The organism is Bacteroides stercoris ATCC 43183, assembly GCF_025147325.1.
In the GTDB taxonomy this organism is placed as follows: domain Bacteria; phylum Bacteroidota; class Bacteroidia; order Bacteroidales; family Bacteroidaceae; genus Bacteroides; species Bacteroides stercoris.
The window spans coordinates 2870792-2887927 of record NZ_CP102262.1; the positions used below are offsets into that span (position 1 = coordinate 2870792).

A 17136-nucleotide genomic window follows, 5' to 3' on the forward strand; every position below is an offset into this window, starting at 1 on the left:
ACGATAAAATAACTAATTTCGTACCGAACAAAAAATAGTAGATTTCAACAACATGGAAGGAGCAACGAACAATTGGTTCTCTAATAAATACTCTATCGGCTATGCCTTGAGCGGCGGTTTCATCAAGGGTTTTGCCCATTTAGGAGCCATGCAGGCCTTATTGGAGCACGATATCAAGCCCAATATCATTTCCGGTGTCAGCGCAGGTGCACTGGCAGGTGTTTTCTATGCGGACGGCAACGAACCTCATAAAGTTCTGGATTATTTTGCCGGGCATAAATTTCAGGATTTAACGAAACTGGTAATTCCTAAAGTGGGCTTGTTTGAACTTAGCGAATTCAAAGACTTCCTGAAAAGCAACCTGAAAGCGAAGAAACTGGAAGAATTGCAGTTACCGCTGATTATCACCGCCACGGATTTGGACCACGGGCGCCTTGCACATTTTCATAAAGGAGATATTGCAGAACGCGTAGCCGCATCCTGCTGTATGCCCGTACTGTTCGCACCCGTAAAAATAGACGAGACGTACTACGTAGACGGCGGACTGCTGATGAACCTGCCCGTATCTACCATCCGGCGGGTATGCGAGAAAGTTGTGGCAATCAATGTCAGCCCATTAATGGCGCCTAAGTACAAAATGAATATTGTAAGCGTCGCCTTACGTTCGTACAACTTCATGTTCCGTTCCAATTCATTTCCCGAACGGGAAAAAGCAGATTTGTTGATAGAGCCTTACAACCTGGACGGTTACAGCAACAGGGAACTGGAAAAGGCAGAGGAGATATTTATGCAAGGATATAATGCCACTAATGATATACTGGAACGCCTGCAAATAGAAAAAGGCACTATATGGAAAGAATAAAAATAACCATTCTCTAAATAGAAAGAAATGAGCGACGAAAAACTGATTATTTATCAAGTGTTTACCCGGTTATTCGGAAATAACAATAACCACTGCATCAATAACGGCAGTATTACCGAAAACGGATGTGGCAAGATGGCGGATTTTACCGCCAAGGCATTAGGAGAAATCAAAAAGCTGGGAGCTACCCATATTTGGTATACCGGCATTATTGAACATGCAACGCAAACGGATTATCGTCGCTACAACATCCGCCCCGATCATCCGGCTATCGTAAAAGGCAAAGCCGGTTCGCCATACGCAATAAAAGACTATTATGATGTAGACCCCGATTTGGCGAAAGACGTTCCCGAACGCATGAGAGAATTTGAAAATCTGGTGCAACGCACTCATCGCAGCGGGTTGAAGGTTATCATCGACTTCGTTCCCAACCACGTAGCGCGTCAGTATCATTCGGATATGCAGCCGGACGGGACTTCTCAACTGGGAGCAAATGACGATACGGACTATGCATTCAGCCCTTATAACAACTTCTATTATATTCCGCAATCGGAACTGCATGGACAATTTGATATGAAAGACGCTGCTGCCGAACCTTATAAAGAGTTCCCGGCCAAAGCTACCGGAAATAACCGCTTTGACGCATATCCCAATATCAACGACTGGTATGAGACGGTCAAACTGAATTATGGCGTGGATTATCAGAATGGCGGTACCTGCCATTTCAACCCCATTCCCGATACATGGAATAAAATGCTGGACATTCTGATGTTTTGGGCGGAGAAGCATATCGACGGTTTCCGTTGCGATATGGCGGAAATGGTTCCTGTTGAGTTTTGGGAATGGGCTATTCCGCAAGTGAAAGCCAAATACCCTGCCCTACTCTTTATTGCCGAAGTGTATAATCCGAAGGAATACGGTAACTATCTATTTCGTGGAAAATTTGATTATCTCTATGATAAAGTGGGATTGTATGACACACTTCGTGCAATAGTTTGCGGCAACGAATCCGCTACTGCCATTACACGGGCATGGCAAAGCCTGGGCGGGATAGAAAAGCGAATGCTGAATTTTCTGGAAAACCACGATGAACAGCGTATCGCTTCCGATTTCTTTGCAAGCAATCCGCGTAAAGCCATTCCCGCCCTCATCGTATCGGCTTGTATGAATGTGAATCCCATGATGATTTATTTCGGACAGGAGTTCGGCGAGCTGGGGATGGACAGCGAAGGATTCAGCGGCAGAGACGGACGTACCACTATCTTTGACTATTGGAGTGTGGACACCATACGCCGCTGGCGCAACGGCGGAAAATTTGATGGGAAGATGCTGACGGACAATCAGAAGCATTTGTATGGCATCTATCAACGTATATTAACATTGTGCAATGAAGAAAAAGCAATTTCGCAAGGAGATTTCTTTGACCTGATGTATGCCAACATCAATGGTTGGCGCTTCAACGAACATAAACAATATACATTCTTGCGCAAGTACGGACGGGATTTATTGCTGTTTGTCGTGAACTTCGACCATATATCGGCAGACCTTGCAATCAATATTCCTTCCCACGCTTTCGATTTTCTGCAAATACCGCAAATGGAACAATACCGCGCCGTAGATTTATTGACCGGTAAAGAAGAAAATATAAGCTTATTGCCTTATAAGGCGACAGAAATATCTGTAGAAGGATACAGTGGCAAGATTCTCAAAATAAAGCTATGAAAAAGATAATGCAGGGTGACCCAATCACTCTGCATTATCTTTACCTTCCATTTTATCTTTTAATCTATATAAACGGGTAATAGCCGGATTATAGAATTCGTCAGGGTAATGGGCGGCTATATCGCTCAAATTAGCCCGTACATACCTTTTTACATCAAATATATTTTCAGCATCGCTTAACATGACCTGTTCAGGAAATGTTGCCGTTTCAGCCCACTTAACCAGTGCATTAACACTTTCTTCATCGTATTTATACTCTTCCATCTTTTATTTATTTTTCCGACAAAGATATAACAAATACTAAAGTTATCCTTACCCTTATGAACAAAATCTGAAAGTGTAACGTTATATAGATGTGTTTTTCATAGTATTAGATATAAGATTAATTAAAGGAGACGTACCTGCTTGTGATAAGTAAGTACATCAAAAAACAGAAGCGTCTGTTTGATTGATAAATGTGTAAGGAGCATCGGTTTACCCAAGCCGATGCTTTTTTTATGCCTATTTGTAGCATGTTAGAAATATTATCCGTAAATTTGGCAGAAATAAGGATATATACGATATGAACATCCCTGTTATATTTCAATTTCTGAAAGAACTATCCGCCAACAACAATCGTGAATGGTTCAACGCCCATCGGGAGCAGTATGAAAATGCCCGGAACGAGTTTGAGAACTTGCTGACAGTAATTATCTCCCGTATCTCATTGTTTGACGAAAGCATTCGCGGCATTGAAGCCAGAGACTGTACATACCGTATCTACCGAGACACACGGTTTTCCGAAGATAAAACGCCTTATAAAAATCATTTTGGCGGCTATATCAATGCCAAAGGAAAGAAATCAGACCATTGCGGATACTATGTTCATTTACAACCGGGCAACTGCCTTTTGGCAGGTGGCAGTTATTGCCCGCCCTCTCCCCTGCTGAAAGCCTTGAGGCAAGCGGTTTATGATAACATGGATGAGTTTCGAGGAATTGTCGAAGACCCGGCTTTTAAACAATATTTTCCCGTTGTCGGCGAGAATTTCCTAAAAACAGCTCCCAAAGGTTTCTCTAAAGACTATCCGTATTTGAAATATCTGCAATGTAAAGAATATACAGTTTCCTGTCATCAGCCTGACAGTTTCTTTTTAGCTCCTGATTTTCTGGAACGTACAGATGATATTTTCAGGCAACTGAAACGTTTTTCCGACTTTGTGAATTACACGATAGACGACTTTGAATAAATTTGAAAACTAATTTAAAAACAATTGAATTATGGTAGTAGACAGACTTGAAAACATAGAGAAATATGCTTCGCTGAATCCTTTATTCGCACAGGCTATTGAGTTTTTGAAATCACACGATTTAAACGCTTTGGAAGTGGGAAAAACCGAACTTAAAGGTAAGGATTTGCTTGTAAACGTAGCGCAAACCAAACCTAAAACAAAGGAAGAAGCCAAACTGGAAACGCACAAAGACTTTATTGATATCCAAATACCTCTGTCGGGTACTGAAATAATGGGTTATACCGCAGCAAAAGATTGTGTGCCGGAAGATGCTCCTTATAACGCGGAAAAGGATATTACTTTCTTTACCGGTCTGGCAGAAAGCTATATCGAAGTAAAACCGGGTATGTTTGCCATTTTCTTCCCACAAGACGGACATGCTCCCGGAATCACTCCGGACGGCGTGAAAAAAGTTATTGTGAAAGTTAAAGCATAATACAAATACCCAAAAACAATCCTCTATGGAAACACTGAATTTGATTAAGAACGATCCTTGGCTGGAACCATATGCAGATGCCATAAACGGCCGCCATAAACATGCTTCTGAAAAAGAGGCAGAGTTAACCAATAAAGGGAAACAGACATTGTCGGATTTTGCATCCGGCTACCTTTATTTTGGTTTGCACCGTACTGATAACGGCTGGGTTTTCCGCGAATGGGCTCCCAATGCCACCCAGATTTTCCTGATTGGTACATTCAACGATTGGAAAGAAGAGAAAAAATACAGTCTGAAACGAAAAGCAAACGGTAATTGGGAAATAAAGCTCCCGGCTGATGCCATGAAACACGGTGACTTGTATAAGTTAATGGTACATTGGGACGGCGGTTGCGGCGAACGTATCCCGGCATGGACCAACCGGGTTGTCCAAGATGAGCAAACCAAAATATTCAGTGCGCAGGTATGGTCTCCGGAGAAACCGTACAAGATGAAGAAAAAAACTTTCAAAGCTGCTACAGACCCGCTGCTGATTTATGAATGCCATATCGGTATGGCACAAGAGGAGGAAAAAGTAGGCAGTTACAGAGAGTTTCAAGAAAAGATTCTTCCGCGCATAGCCAAAGACGGATATAATTGTATTCAGATTATGGCAATCCAGGAACATCCGTATTATGGAAGTTTCGGCTATCATGTTTCCAGTTTCTTTGCGGCTTCTTCCCGTTTCGGTACTCCGGAAGAGCTGAAGGAATTAATTGACACTGCCCACAGCATGGGTATTGCCGTTATCATGGATATTGTTCATTCTCATGCTGTGAAGAACGAGGTTGAAGGCTTGGGTAACTTTGCCGGTGATCCGAATCAATATTTCTATCCGGGTGCCCGTCGTGAACACCCGGCATGGGATTCGCTTTGCTTTGATTATGGAAAGAATGAAGTAATCCATTTCTTACTATCCAACTGCAAGTATTGGATGGAAGAATATCACTTCGACGGTTTCCGTTTTGACGGCGTGACTTCTATGTTGTATTACAGTCACGGCTTAGGCGAAGCATTCTGTAATTATGGGGATTACTTCAACGGTCACCAAGATGATAATGCGATCTGTTATCTGACACTTGCCAACCGCTTGATTCATCAAGTTAATCCCAAAGCAATCACCATTGCGGAAGAAGTATCGGGGATGCCCGGTCTGGCAGCCAAATTTGAAGATGGCGGCTATGGCTTTGATTATCGCATGGCTATGAATATCCCCGATTATTGGATTAAGACTATCAAGGAAAAGATAGATGAAGATTGGAAACCGTCCAGCATGTTCTGGGAAGTAACCAATCGTCGCCAGGACGAAAAAACAATATCTTATGCAGAAAGTCATGACCAGGCGTTGGTAGGTGACAAAACCATTGTTTTCCGTTTGATAGATGCCGATATGTATTGGCATATGCAAAAAGGCGATGAAAATTATACGGTACATCGCGGTATTGCTTTGCATAAAATGATACGTTTACTCACAGCATCGACTATCAATGGCGGTTATCTTAATTTCATGGGTAATGAATTCGGTCATCCCGAATGGATAGACTTCCCCCGTGAAGGCAATGGCTGGTCGTGCAAATATGCCCGTCGTCAATGGAATCTGGTAGATAATAAGAATCTGGCATATCATTATCTGGGCGATTTTGATTGCGCCATGTTGGAAGTTATTAAAAGCGTAAAAAACTTCCAAACTACACCAATTCAGGAAATCTGGCATAATGACGGTGATCAGATATTGGCGTATATGCGTAAGGATTTGATATTTGTATTCAACTTCAACCCCAAACAGTCTTTCACTGACTATGGATTTTTAGTTCCTGCCGGTAAGTACGAAGTCATTTTAAATACAGATAATCCTGATTATGGCGGCCATGGACTGACTGATGATACAGTGAAGCATTTTACTCTTTCAGACCCTTTATATAAAAAAGAGAAAAAAGAGTGGCTTAAACTTTACATTCCGGCACGTACGGCAATGGTATTGAAGAGAGGCAAATAAAATTAAAGCAGAAAATATAACCATGAGAACTAAAAAAAGAGGCAGATCCTTTAGGTCTGCCTCTTTTTTGTATTATATATGAATTCTATAATTGAGTATTTATAAAATTCAACATTGTATTGGCATTGTCTATCATCTTTTTCTGAGCCGGTTTACTCGGAGAAAGCAGAGGAATAAGTTTTTCCAAATATTCTTTTGCTTCTTTAAATTCGACTTTTGCCTTTTCAGCGTCAGTTTTCAATGTAGTAGCACCCTGACTGTAAAGTAATGTACCTAAACTATTGAGAGCATTAACATTATTCGGCTGAATCTCAAGAGCTTGTTTAAAAGCATCTTCTGCTGCACTATTTTTCTTAGCTCTCTGTGCTAAAATACCTTGATTCACATAATATGTGGCATACAACTTAGTTAATGTCTTATTACCGGGTACAGCTTCCAGACCTTCTTTCAAAGTGGCAACATATTCATCATTTTTCTTCAAATCTTTCAATGCACCTGCCTTGCCTATATAAGCATTTGCCAAGTTATACTTTTTCTGTACAGCTATATCAAAATATTTCAAAGCTTCAGCCGGTTTCTTAATTTTATCAGCGCAAACGCCACAGTTAAAAGCAATTACCGAATCTTGATTGTTGGTTTGTGTCAGATAGGTGCTGAATTTTGTAAATGCAACCTGATAATTTTTAGATTCAAGTGCAGCTTTACCTTCGTTAACCAATTGTGCCGGATCAGCATTCTGCGCAAAGAAATTAGTAGCTGCACAACAAAGTGCAAGAGATAAGATTAATTTTTTCATATGCTTTTATTATTTTAATATTGATATTTCAAAGTTAGTTGCCTAAAGCGTAGAAGCAAAACCTTTTTACCTTTTTTGAGTTTTTTACGAGAGTAGTAACAAGTGTTATTTTACGTAAACAAAGAGGGATAAAATTTTGGACTGACCCATTATGAGGACAAAATGCGGACATTTTTAAAAATAAGAAAACCGCAAATGCTTATTTTTTAGCTATTTGCGGTTTTTCTTTGTGATTCCGTTGCGATTCGAACGCAAGACCCACGCCTTAGAAGGGCGTTGCTCTATCCAGCTGAGCTACGGAACCATCCTTAATTGTGGTGCAAAGGTACGTTTTTTTATGAAAACTACAAATTTTACACCCAAAATATTTATTATTTATATTAAAATAATAGACCTATATATGAAAAGTAAATAGTTGTTCTATTGAAATACAATGCTTTAGATAGCATAACATTTTTCTTTAAAAGAGAACTAAATCAACCCACATTTCAAAAGAATCTGTATAAATTCAAAATCTTATCAGCTAAATCTCAATAAAACTTTGCTTTTACAGAAATTCTCTTCGGCTGATATTACTTTATAGTATATTATAATTGGTAATAAGTATCGTTAGCCATAATGATTGCATCTTCTAAAGTACCGCCATTTTGTTCTACAAATACGATAATGGCATCTATAAACTCGTTGAAAGAAGCAACATCTTCACCTGCTATTTTTTCATTATAATCTTCCTCGGTGAAGTCTAAACTTTCTATTAACTCAGTTTTCATATCTACTCAATGATTATTATAGTATCATTATTAATGCCTTTTTTTGCAAAAATAATATATCGCCATGACTTCTTAGCTATTATTTGCAAATAATATTTACCATTACAATATATTATAACAGGCGTATTTGTTATCGAGATTTTACCTCTGATAGCTGCAATATGAATATGATTCAACTCGTTACAGCTTATTCAATTCACTATTAATAATTGTCTATGTTTTTCTAAATCTTTTTTATCAAACCGATACCAACGATTAGATAAGTTTTTTTATTTTGGTATTTCTTCTCTCTTCATAAAAGACAATTCTAATAATATTTTCAACCAAATTAATAATTAACTTCTATTTTCAAACAGGATATACACATTACTAAACGACACTCAGTGATAAGCTTATTATATTTGTAGCACTAACCCAAATACTTAATATGATGATATTCAAAAGCCATTTTTACATTTATGCTTTCCTATCCTCTATCATTATGTTGATTGGATGTACAGATAATGATATGCCCATAAAAGATAAAGAAGAAGAAAAACCACCTATCACAGATGAAGAGAACCCGTCCCTGCCGCCAAATGAAAATACAGAAGTAGTCCTATTCAATATTCTTAATCTAAACTATCCCGGATTGGGTACTGTTAAATCGCTGCATGAAGCTGGTGATGATACTACTGCTTTAAAAGAACTGTTAGCTTACTACAGAAACAGAAAAAACATAAAGAATCCCAATGTCACATCAGACCCTCCCAGTGATGTAGAACGTGGTTATGCAGACTATGCCATAGATGAATATCGTTTCTATGTAAACGATAATTATTTGGAAGATAAGATTTTGAAGAAGCCTTATTCACTACAAAACAGCGATAAAACAATAAATTGGAAATTTACACCTAAAGGTGCAGATAATGAATATCAAAAGCAATTACATCGCCACAATTGGATGCCGCTTCAAGGAAAATCCTATCAAGAGTCTCATGATGAGAAATATATGCTTTCATGGAAAGAAGTGTATACCGATTGGATTGCCAAGCACCCTCTACCCGAAGGTAGCCCTGACAAGTTCAAATGGTATCAACTTCAAGTATCCACACGTATTATGGGACAAACGGAGTTATTCGAATATTTTAAAAGTTCTCCTAACTTTACATCGGAATGGCTTTCTTTTTTCTTGATACATTTTGCGGAGCATGCCGATTATTTATCTCAATACAAATATGCCGGTGGAAATAATATCTTGTTAAGCCAAGCTGTAGCATTAGTGTTTGCAGGAACTTTATTTCCAGAGCTGAAGAATGCCTCACAGTGGCAAAAAACAGGTTGTGATATCATTAATGACCAAACTTCAAAGTTATTTTTGGATGATGGTATGACAAATGATTTGTCTTTGCATTATCATATAGGTATATTAGATGGACTATACGATCTCAAACGGCTGCTCCTTCAGAATGAAGTTCCGGAGAATTTGCTGTCGCCAAATCTAAATGAGGTACTTTTAAAAGCCGCCAAAGTAGTGATGCATTTCACCTACCCCAGTTATTTTACAAAAAACAGCAAAGATTGTACTCCTGCTTTCAATGATTCATGGGTTAAAACCCGAAGCGTGCTAAATAAAAACTTTAAGAAATATATGGAAATGTTTCCTGAAGATTCCGAGTTTGAATATATGTCCATGTATGGTAAAAGTGGCACTTGTCCGAGTACACAAATAAAAACATTCCCTTCTTCTGGTTTTTATGTACTACGTAGTGGTTGGGACCCGCAATCTACAGTGCTGATTCACAGTAATAATGTTTCTTTAAAATTGGGAGACTCAAGCCATAACCAACTTGATAACGGTACATTTGAGTTATATCGTAACGGACGTAACTTCTTTCCCGATTCCGGTGTTTGTGCATATATGGCAGAGGATAATGAGAAGGTTATGGAACTACGCAGATGGTTTCGTCAGACCAAAGCACATAACACAATGGTTTTAGGCAAAACCGCAGACCATGAAGAAACCGGAACGGAAAATATCAATAAAGCCGCCGGTACTTTATTATTATTCGAGGAAAAAGATGAATATCAACTTATTGTGACAGAAAATCAAGGATATAGCAACTTCAAGCATCGTCGATCCATCTTCTACGTCAAACAGCCACAGGATTTTTTTGTGCTGGTAGATGAAGGATTCGGGACTGCTACCGGATATGCAAAATTATATTTCCATCTTTGTGATGGAAAGTCTGTTGATAATGTTCTTCTGGATAAGGAAGAATTTGGTGCGCATACCACCTTCGATGATAGCAATAATCTGTTAATTCGTACATTCGGAGAGGCGAGCAGGAATCTTATCTTTAAAGAGTTTGATGGTCGGATATCCTACCAAACAGACAGGAAATATGAACACAGAAAGTCCTATGCAGTTGTCATGCGGAAACCGGACAATAATCCTGTACGATATATTACGGTACTATATCCCGTAGACTCAGCCACAGGTCCTGTAATTAAGGGACAGTTTGTCAATACAGGTAATGAAGATAAGGTATCTGTCAATGTTACAATTAACAAGAAACTATACAATTTAAGCTATAGCCTTAATAAAAGAAAGTAATCTTGTTTAAATCTTATAACAGAGATAATTATAGCCTCTCTACTTATAATCCCAGCGGTAGTTTACAGAGATACCAAAGCACAAACAAAGCAGTCCAGGCAATAAGAATAACCAATGAATACCTCCACGTATATTTAAGCAACGAACCATAGGTAGACTGCTTATCATATTGCTGCATATACGTCAGAACAAGCGGCATATAAAACATAAAAGGAGTAATCGCATTCGTTGCACTGTCACCGATACGATATGCACACAGTGCCATATCCGGAGAAATCCCCATACCCGCCAATACCGGAACGAAAATGAACGACATAAACGCCCACTTCGATGTGGAAGAAACCATAATGAGGTTAATAAGAGCAGTAAACAAGATAAATAATATCAATATCCACAAACTATCCGAACGAACGGGGGAAAGCACATTCGCTCCCATTATTGCGATACATTTATCCAAATGGGAATACTCAAAACAAGCAAACATCTGGGAAGCAAAAAAAGCGATTACGAAATAAACACCCAATAACCTCATCGGTTGGGTCAGCCCCTCTATCACATCACTGTCCGTACGATAACGTCCGGAAACGAATCCATACACCATTCCCATTAAACCTATCCCCAAAGATAACAAGAACAGAATACCAATAATAAACGGCGAACGGGTCAATCCGCCATTAACACCTCTCAATATACCCCATGAAGAGAATGTAGCCCATAGAACAAACGCCGCATAGAGCAAGCCGACAATGACAGCTCCCCACAAAGCTCTCCGCTCCTTTCGAGACAGTTGCTTATAACCGCAGAAGGTATTACTCCCATTGTATTCTCCTAATCCCGGCAATAGTTTTCTACAAGTTATATGGTAAATAATGAATACCAACAAGAAAGTGGATACACAAAAGAAATAATAATTGCACAGAGGTCCGATCCGTCCGCCCAACACATCCGTCATATCGGCAGCCTCCTGTGTTGTGGCAGCAAGCATAGGATCGAGTGTGCTTAAAAGTATATTGGCACTATAACCGCACGACACCGATACATAAGCTGCTATGATTCCGCCTATGGGATGTAATCCTACCGAATGGAATAACGTTGCAGCGATAGGCAGCAATATGATGTATCCGGCATCGCCCACTACATTGGACAGTAATCCCAGAACAATAACACTGAGTATGATACGCCACGGATTACGTACCCGTCTGCGTATGCCTTTGCGTATACACGCATCTATAAACCCGGAATGTTGTGCAACCCCTATCCCGAACATCGCCACGATAACCAGCCCCAACGGGGCAAAACCCGTAAAATTCGTTACTACATGACGCAGCAGCCATCGAATGCCTTCCGGACTCAATAAACTCTGTACACGTATCTCTTCGCCTGTATGAGGCAGACGCACACTCAAACCGTAGACATCAAATATCCACGACAGAAAGATAACTCCCAGTGTCAGCAGGAAGAACATCGTTGCGGGATGGGGCATTCGCCATTTATTCCTCATAATTACTCGGTATTCGGAATTATTCCTCGTCCGCTTCCAGATTGTCAATATCAAGAATACGCAGTTCCAGTGCACGCACCACAAGGCGCGTAGCATTTACTCCCACTCGTTCGCACTCTCCAAAAAGGCGCCCTATCAAATCATTCTGCCGTTTCTCCAAAGATTTCACGCCAAACGGCATTCCTTTCAGGTTGGCAATCATTTCCTTTGTGTACCCCAAAGCAAGATGACGGAGAAAACGTTCGTCATATTCGTCTATGTCATAACTGATAACAGCTTCCTGCCGTTTCGTATCATTCCGGACGGAAGTTTTAAAACGTTCTACAATCTTTTCCAATATGGGATAATTGAAAACAAGTTTTTTCCCGTCCATAACAGCTTGTACGTCTGTCTTGGTCAACAATTCTCCAGTCTTCAGAATAATACCATCAGCTCCCGCTTCAAGGACATCCACCCATAATTTTTCGTTTAAAATCTCTCCGGTGAATATCAACACATGTACATCCGGATAGCGCTTAAATATATTGCGGCAAATATCCACACCGATAGTAGTGGAGCCACCCAAACCCAAATCCAGTAAAACAAGGTCCGGCACACCGGTTTCCATCAAACTCCAGAATTCTTGTTCCGTCATGGCGGTACCGATAACTTCCGCATCCGGTATTTCGTGACGGAATATCTCTTCCGTTCCTTTTAATTCCAGCTTTACGTCCTCTACAATAATGACTTTAAACTTCTTAGCTTCCATATTTCATATCTTTTTATCCTTACTTATTCTAATTTGCTCCGAGAAAAGCCATTATCTTCCCGGCTGAATTCTTTTTAGATAACGGGGCAGCGTAAAGTATACGGCAAATCCCCCTTTCTCTGCAGGTTCTGCATTAATGCGGCATCCTCTTCTTCCGGCAAATTCGTCATGGTCGCGAATAATCTGTTTGCATAACAAGTACTCCGTACCACACAACTTTCCCTTTTCACCGGCCGTCATACATGCCAGATTCGGGTAAAACAGTTGATTCAACTCTTCCCTTGTTTTCTCCCGCCGCATATCTGTAAAAAGAAAACGCACAAAATCATCTTCTACTGCACAAGTCAGGCGAATTTTTCCCGCAACCGGCACAGACAAAGCTTCATCAATCAAATTCTCCAACAAAAAATGCAATTGATTTACATCTCCGATAACCGATTCACTTACTGTTTCTATACTGAAAACAACAGAAGCTGCAACTCCCCTGCTCACCTTACGGAAATACTTCTCCGCAGCTTCCAACAGCTCGGGCACAGGAATCACCGTACGCCTGAAAGTAACCTCTTCCAACTGACGGGATGCACATTGGCTCAAAATGTAGAATACCCCTTTATAATACTCTATCAATTCGCTGATAGCCGCTACCGTTTCCCGCTCCTCTGTTTCCGACAGCTTACCGGAGCGAAGTTTGCCTATCAATTGCTTTATTCTATTTGGATAATAAATCGTTTCATGTTTGATGGTAGACAAACAGTTATCAAGCACCATATTCTGCACATGTAGCAAACTGTCCTCCCACGACGCACGACGTGCTTCATCCTGAGCTGTCTCAATATCCCGGTATTTCATTGCCAGCTTCACTACCGCATTGAATATCACAATAGCAATGTAACGGGCTATCAACTCCAGCAATAAACGGTCGGATTCCTGCTGCATCCTGCTTCTCACCAAACACAACACTCCTATACACTGAGTGGAGTTTCCGGCTTTCACAATGAGAGGCAATGCCTGCATTCCATTTTCCGACAGATACCTCTGTTCTTCAAAACAGCATTGCATCAAGTCTTCCCACACAAGTTTGTTCTCTGCTACTCCTTCCAGAGGATTCGACGCATACTCCAACCTATGGGCAGCCTCGTTATAAACCGCAATGCTCAACCGCTCTATACTCAACAACTCATTAACCGCATCGAATGCATTATCCGCGATTTGTTGCGGAATATCTTTCAACATATCTTCTTCACGTTTTAGCATCTCCTCGTCTTCGGATGCAGATATTACAGATGCGGTAAACACCTGCTTGTTGATTTCCAATACTTGCTCCAAGTTCCAACGGTTTACCAATCTCCTGCGGGAATACAGAACATAATACCCCAAGCATAGCGTAACCAATAAAATAATCACCAACAAGATACTCACCGTCTTATTATTCGTAGAACGCTCCAGTTCGCGGCAGAAATCTTCCAAAGACTGGTCCTCACCCAGCAACTTGTACAAAGTGGTATAAGCAGCATTATTATAGCCATACTCATCCCACTGTTTCAAAGCAAGAAATGCAACCGCCGCCTCATTCCTAATATCCAGAATCACATGAAAATCGGAATTAAACATCTCATTCCACCAGTCCAGCTCAGCAGGTATGTCATCCCCGACCAAAGTCATATAACGATGCGGTTCTTCGGCATACTTCCCGTAATGTTCATTCAGGCAAACCATTGCGGAGTCTATATATTGCAAAGCCAGCGCATATTCACCGTCTACATTACAGTAATAGGCTTCATTGGCATAATCGGAAGCCTTATTCAGTAAAAGTTCATATTCTGTCTGCAAGACCAATGTCAGAGAGTCAGTAAGTGTTTCTTTCGGCACATCGTTATCAGTTGCCTTGCTGCAAGAAACCATACCTAAAGAAAACACAAGTAGTATCACGGTCAAAACCTTACGTACTCCTGCCGGCAGTCTGAAGTAGAAACGGCTCCCCTGCCCTAACGTACTCTTCACATTGAGCAGGCACACATTAAAAACAGGATTCGTTTTCTTATATTTCTCAATAATGCCCTTACAATTCATTAAGCCGAAGCCGTTGCCCTTATTTTTCCGCAATGCCTCCCGGTCGGGTGCATCATTCATGCCGATAATTTTGGAATCATACACCTTCTCGCCTATGATATGGTTAACATCTTCCGGAGACAGACCGCATCCGTTATCCTCAACGGATATTTCCACAAAATCATTCTCCTGCCGGGCATAGATTCTCACCTTCCCCCCCTTGGGAGTGTACTTACGTGCATTTTCTGCCAATGTATTTATCATAAAGAGAGTCAATGCCCTGTCTGCCTTCACGCAAGCATCGGTAGGTTCTACTTCCAAATCCAGCTGTTTCATTTCAAAAGCCCGGCTTCCTTTCCTCAACAATTCAAAAAGCTCATTCAGTTCAAAAACTTCGATGCTCAGACTCAGTGTACCTTGCTTCATCTTAATCCACAAAGCCAGAATATCATTATACTCGTTAATGGTGGTAACAAGCTCATCAATATACTGATACTTTTCTTTTTTGATAGTTTCATCATGGATATATCCCATGCGTATCAGTTTATGCACCTCGTTCAGAATACGGTCAATGTAAGGATGAATACCATCAACAATAGAAAGGCAAGCCTTCTTAATCAGATTCTGTCGTTTGTTTCCGGCAATATGCCGTTCATGAATATAGCGTTGTTTCTCCAGTCTGCGCTGTTCCTCGCCAAGGGAAATGGAAGTCATTCCGTTGTCTAACGCCCATTGGATATAAGGATTGATTACTTGCACCATAGCCTGTTCATCTTTCCTCATATGCCGTGCGAATATCAATTCCCTATTCTTGATACATACGTCTTCTGTTCCGAATAAGCATTTCATTTTGGGACGTACAGCCACCAGAATCGCATCCGTGATGTCTTTCTCGGTCTGTGCATCAGCAGGAATGGATACAGTTATCTCCTGACAAATATCCAGCATAGATTGCAAACGGTGCAGATGCAATCTGTTGCGCTGTTTAGAACGTTTATTAAAGAACCAGAAGAACACCACCACTACAATAAGCCCCGTAATCACACAGAAAAGCAACAGATTAAGCTGTCCCGCTTCTCTTTCCAATGCTTGATAACGACTTTCCAATTCCTTATCCTGACGGGTATCTTCCAGAATATCCAGATATATATTCCTGTTATAATCCGAATACTCTTTCATTTCCAATCCGGCATAGGTGACACTCAACTGCTCACGTATCCTTGAAATCCATTCGGGAACGGTTTTTAATTTCTGCCGAATCCAGGATTTCTCCGCACATATCGTATCACGACGGTCATAAGCCTTCAACCAATCCAGACTGTCGTGGCAATCGTAAAAACGGCGATGATGATCGTTTACACACTCTAAGGCACGTTTCAGAGTATCGAGTGCCTGCTCATATTCTCCATGCGCATTCAAATATTTCCCGATAGAAACGTATGCACCCGCAATTTGGTAAATGTCATTATACTGCCGGAATTTCTCCAAAGCCTGTTGTCCCAACCGCATAGGCAATAAAGAATCCACCGGCTCGCCGAATTGTTTCAACGCATGCGTCCGCCGTCCTTGATAAAAATCATAATTATCCGGAGAAGCCATCAAATTAGCCAATCCCTGTATACCGTTTCCTTCAAAATACAGATACCCTTTCCTGGAAGCTAATTTCCAAGTAGTGTAAAGTTCATCAAACTCCCTTAAACGACGCTCATCAGGCGTTTCTCCTTCGCACAAAGAAGCCGACCCTTTTATATAGTGATAATACAATAACTGATTTGTGTCTGTTGCCAACTCCTCATTCTCCGGCACCTCATTGATAGATGCCAAAGCTTCCGGCCGTTGCTGCAAATAATAGTAATATATGGCAGACACAATATAAAACTCCGACCGAGCATAGGCCAGCCGCATTCGCTCATGCCTGTCTACAAACAAATTGTTATCTTCTGCGATGCGTTTCATGCGGCGTACAGCACTATTGCGGTAATCATAGAACTCTTTGTTCAGTGCCGTCCGCTGATAAATTTTCATCAAGCCTATATCGGCAATCAGAAGTTCCAATTCATTCTTTGTCAGACTGTACACTTCCTGATAGTATTTCTCCGCCTGTTCAAAGTCCATTCGCATAAAAGCGCAGAATCCCAAATTATTACAAGCTTCCGCCTTTCCTTGCCTGTAAAGTTTCACTCCCCGGTAAGCCTTTGAAGCCGCATGACACGATGAGTCCAAATTTTTATAACGATAAGCATATGCCGCCTGATTTAAGGAGTCAATCAGATGCACCTCTTTTGTAGGAGCTGTACCCACGCACGAAACGAATGCCGTACCTATCAGGCATAGCATTCCTATTAATAATA

The 17136-nt window shown here is 40.7% G+C and carries 12 protein-coding genes and 1 tRNA gene; 6 read left to right on the plus strand and 7 right to left on the minus strand.

Annotated elements, in window-relative coordinates:
- Positions 1–52 precede the first annotated feature (52 nt).
- Complete coding sequence (locus NQ565_RS11860; RefSeq protein WP_005654050.1) at positions 53–862, plus strand: patatin-like phospholipase family protein; 810 nt, start codon at positions 53–55, stop codon at positions 860–862.
- 27 nt (positions 863–889) lie between these two features.
- On the plus strand, positions 890–2584 hold the full coding sequence (locus NQ565_RS11865) for an alpha-amylase family protein (RefSeq protein WP_005654047.1): 1695 nt from the start codon (positions 890–892) through the stop codon (positions 2582–2584).
- Positions 2585–2608: 24 nt separating this feature from the next.
- Here the strand turns inward: NQ565_RS11865 and NQ565_RS11870 are convergent, their stop codons facing one another.
- On the minus strand, positions 2609–2848 hold the full coding sequence (locus NQ565_RS11870; RefSeq protein WP_005654046.1) for a DUF6965 family protein: 240 nt from the start codon (positions 2846–2848) through the stop codon (positions 2609–2611).
- A 298-nt stretch (positions 2849–3146) separates the two neighbouring features.
- Here NQ565_RS11870 and NQ565_RS11875 point away from each other — a divergent pair, with 298 nt between their 5' ends.
- Genes NQ565_RS11875 through NQ565_RS11885 form a run of 3 tightly spaced genes read left to right on the plus strand, consistent with a single transcriptional unit; the run spans position 3147 to position 6325 of the window.
- On the plus strand, positions 3147–3812 hold the full coding sequence (locus tag NQ565_RS11875) for a DUF2461 domain-containing protein (protein WP_005654044.1): 666 nt from the start codon (positions 3147–3149) through the stop codon (positions 3810–3812).
- 31 nt (positions 3813–3843) lie between these two features.
- A complete protein-coding gene (locus NQ565_RS11880) occupies positions 3844–4290 on the plus strand; it encodes a YhcH/YjgK/YiaL family protein (RefSeq protein WP_005654041.1) in 447 nt (148 codons plus the stop codon).
- A gap of 25 nt (positions 4291–4315) precedes the next feature.
- On the plus strand, positions 4316–6325 hold the full coding sequence (locus NQ565_RS11885) for an alpha amylase C-terminal domain-containing protein (protein WP_005654039.1): 2010 nt from the start codon (positions 4316–4318) through the stop codon (positions 6323–6325).
- A gap of 85 nt (positions 6326–6410) precedes the next feature.
- Here NQ565_RS11885 and NQ565_RS11890 read toward each other — a convergent pair whose 3' ends face one another.
- The 3 genes from NQ565_RS11890 to NQ565_RS11900 all read right to left on the minus strand — a co-directional run bounded on the left by NQ565_RS11890 (position 6411) and on the right by NQ565_RS11900 (position 7891).
- A complete protein-coding gene (locus NQ565_RS11890) occupies positions 6411–7121 on the minus strand; it encodes a tetratricopeptide repeat protein (RefSeq protein ID WP_005654037.1) in 711 nt (236 codons plus the stop codon).
- Between the two features lie 230 nt (positions 7122–7351).
- Positions 7352–7425: transfer RNA gene (locus NQ565_RS11895), tRNA-Arg, on the minus strand.
- A gap of 283 nt (positions 7426–7708) precedes the next feature.
- A complete protein-coding gene (locus tag NQ565_RS11900; protein ID WP_005654034.1) occupies positions 7709–7891 on the minus strand; it encodes a hypothetical protein in 183 nt (60 codons plus the stop codon).
- A 427-nt stretch (positions 7892–8318) separates the two neighbouring features.
- Here NQ565_RS11900 and hepC point away from each other — a divergent pair, with 427 nt between their 5' ends.
- Positions 8319–10487: a heparin-sulfate lyase HepC gene (hepC, locus tag NQ565_RS11905; protein WP_005654030.1), complete on the plus strand. Its 2169-nt coding sequence runs from the start codon at positions 8319–8321 to the stop codon at positions 10485–10487.
- Positions 10488–10530: 43 nt separating this feature from the next.
- On the opposite strand, the gene NQ565_RS11910 is transcribed toward hepC, so the two are convergent.
- Genes NQ565_RS11910 through NQ565_RS11920 form a run of 3 tightly spaced genes read right to left on the minus strand, consistent with a single transcriptional unit; the run spans position 10531 to position 17122 of the window.
- Positions 10531–11988 carry an AbgT family transporter gene (locus NQ565_RS11910; RefSeq protein WP_005654028.1) on the minus strand — a complete coding sequence of 486 codons (1458 nt, stop codon included), beginning with the start codon at positions 11986–11988 and terminating at the stop codon, positions 10531–10533.
- 19 nt (positions 11989–12007) lie between these two features.
- Positions 12008–12736 carry a DUF5932 domain-containing protein gene (locus NQ565_RS11915; RefSeq protein ID WP_005654026.1) on the minus strand — a complete coding sequence of 243 codons (729 nt, stop codon included), beginning with the start codon at positions 12734–12736 and terminating at the stop codon, positions 12008–12010.
- A gap of 51 nt (positions 12737–12787) precedes the next feature.
- Entirely contained in the window at positions 12788–17122 is a 4335-nt protein-coding gene (locus NQ565_RS11920) for a DUF5113 domain-containing protein (protein ID WP_074713655.1), read from the minus strand.
- Between the last annotated feature and the right edge of the window lie 14 nt (positions 17123–17136).

Bases quoted from the DNA above. Each gene is read 5' to 3' on its own strand.
- hepC (WP_005654030.1), top strand. From the start codon at position 8,319: ATGATGATATTCAAAAGCCATTTTTACATTTATGCTTTCCTATCCTCT.
- NQ565_RS11870 (WP_005654046.1), bottom strand. From the start codon at position 2,848: ATGGAAGAGTATAAATACGATGAAGAAAGTGTTAATGCACTGGTTAAG.
- NQ565_RS11890 (WP_005654037.1), bottom strand. From the start codon at position 7,121: ATGAAAAAATTAATCTTATCTCTTGCACTTTGTTGTGCAGCTACTAAT.
- NQ565_RS11885 (WP_005654039.1), top strand. From the start codon at position 4,316: ATGGAAACACTGAATTTGATTAAGAACGATCCTTGGCTGGAACCATAT.
- NQ565_RS11865 (WP_005654047.1), top strand. From the start codon at position 890: ATGAGCGACGAAAAACTGATTATTTATCAAGTGTTTACCCGGTTATTC.
- NQ565_RS11875 (WP_005654044.1), top strand. From the start codon at position 3,147: ATGAACATCCCTGTTATATTTCAATTTCTGAAAGAACTATCCGCCAAC.
- NQ565_RS11880 (WP_005654041.1), top strand. From the start codon at position 3,844: ATGGTAGTAGACAGACTTGAAAACATAGAGAAATATGCTTCGCTGAAT.
- NQ565_RS11910 (WP_005654028.1), bottom strand. From the start codon at position 11,988: ATGAGGAATAAATGGCGAATGCCCCATCCCGCAACGATGTTCTTCCTG.
- NQ565_RS11920 (WP_074713655.1), bottom strand. From the start codon at position 17,122: ATGCTATGCCTGATAGGTACGGCATTCGTTTCGTGCGTGGGTACAGCT.
- NQ565_RS11900 (WP_005654034.1), bottom strand. From the start codon at position 7,891: ATGAAAACTGAGTTAATAGAAAGTTTAGACTTCACCGAGGAAGATTAT.
- NQ565_RS11860 (WP_005654050.1), top strand. From the start codon at position 53: ATGGAAGGAGCAACGAACAATTGGTTCTCTAATAAATACTCTATCGGC.
- NQ565_RS11915 (WP_005654026.1), bottom strand. From the start codon at position 12,736: ATGGAAGCTAAGAAGTTTAAAGTCATTATTGTAGAGGACGTAAAGCTG.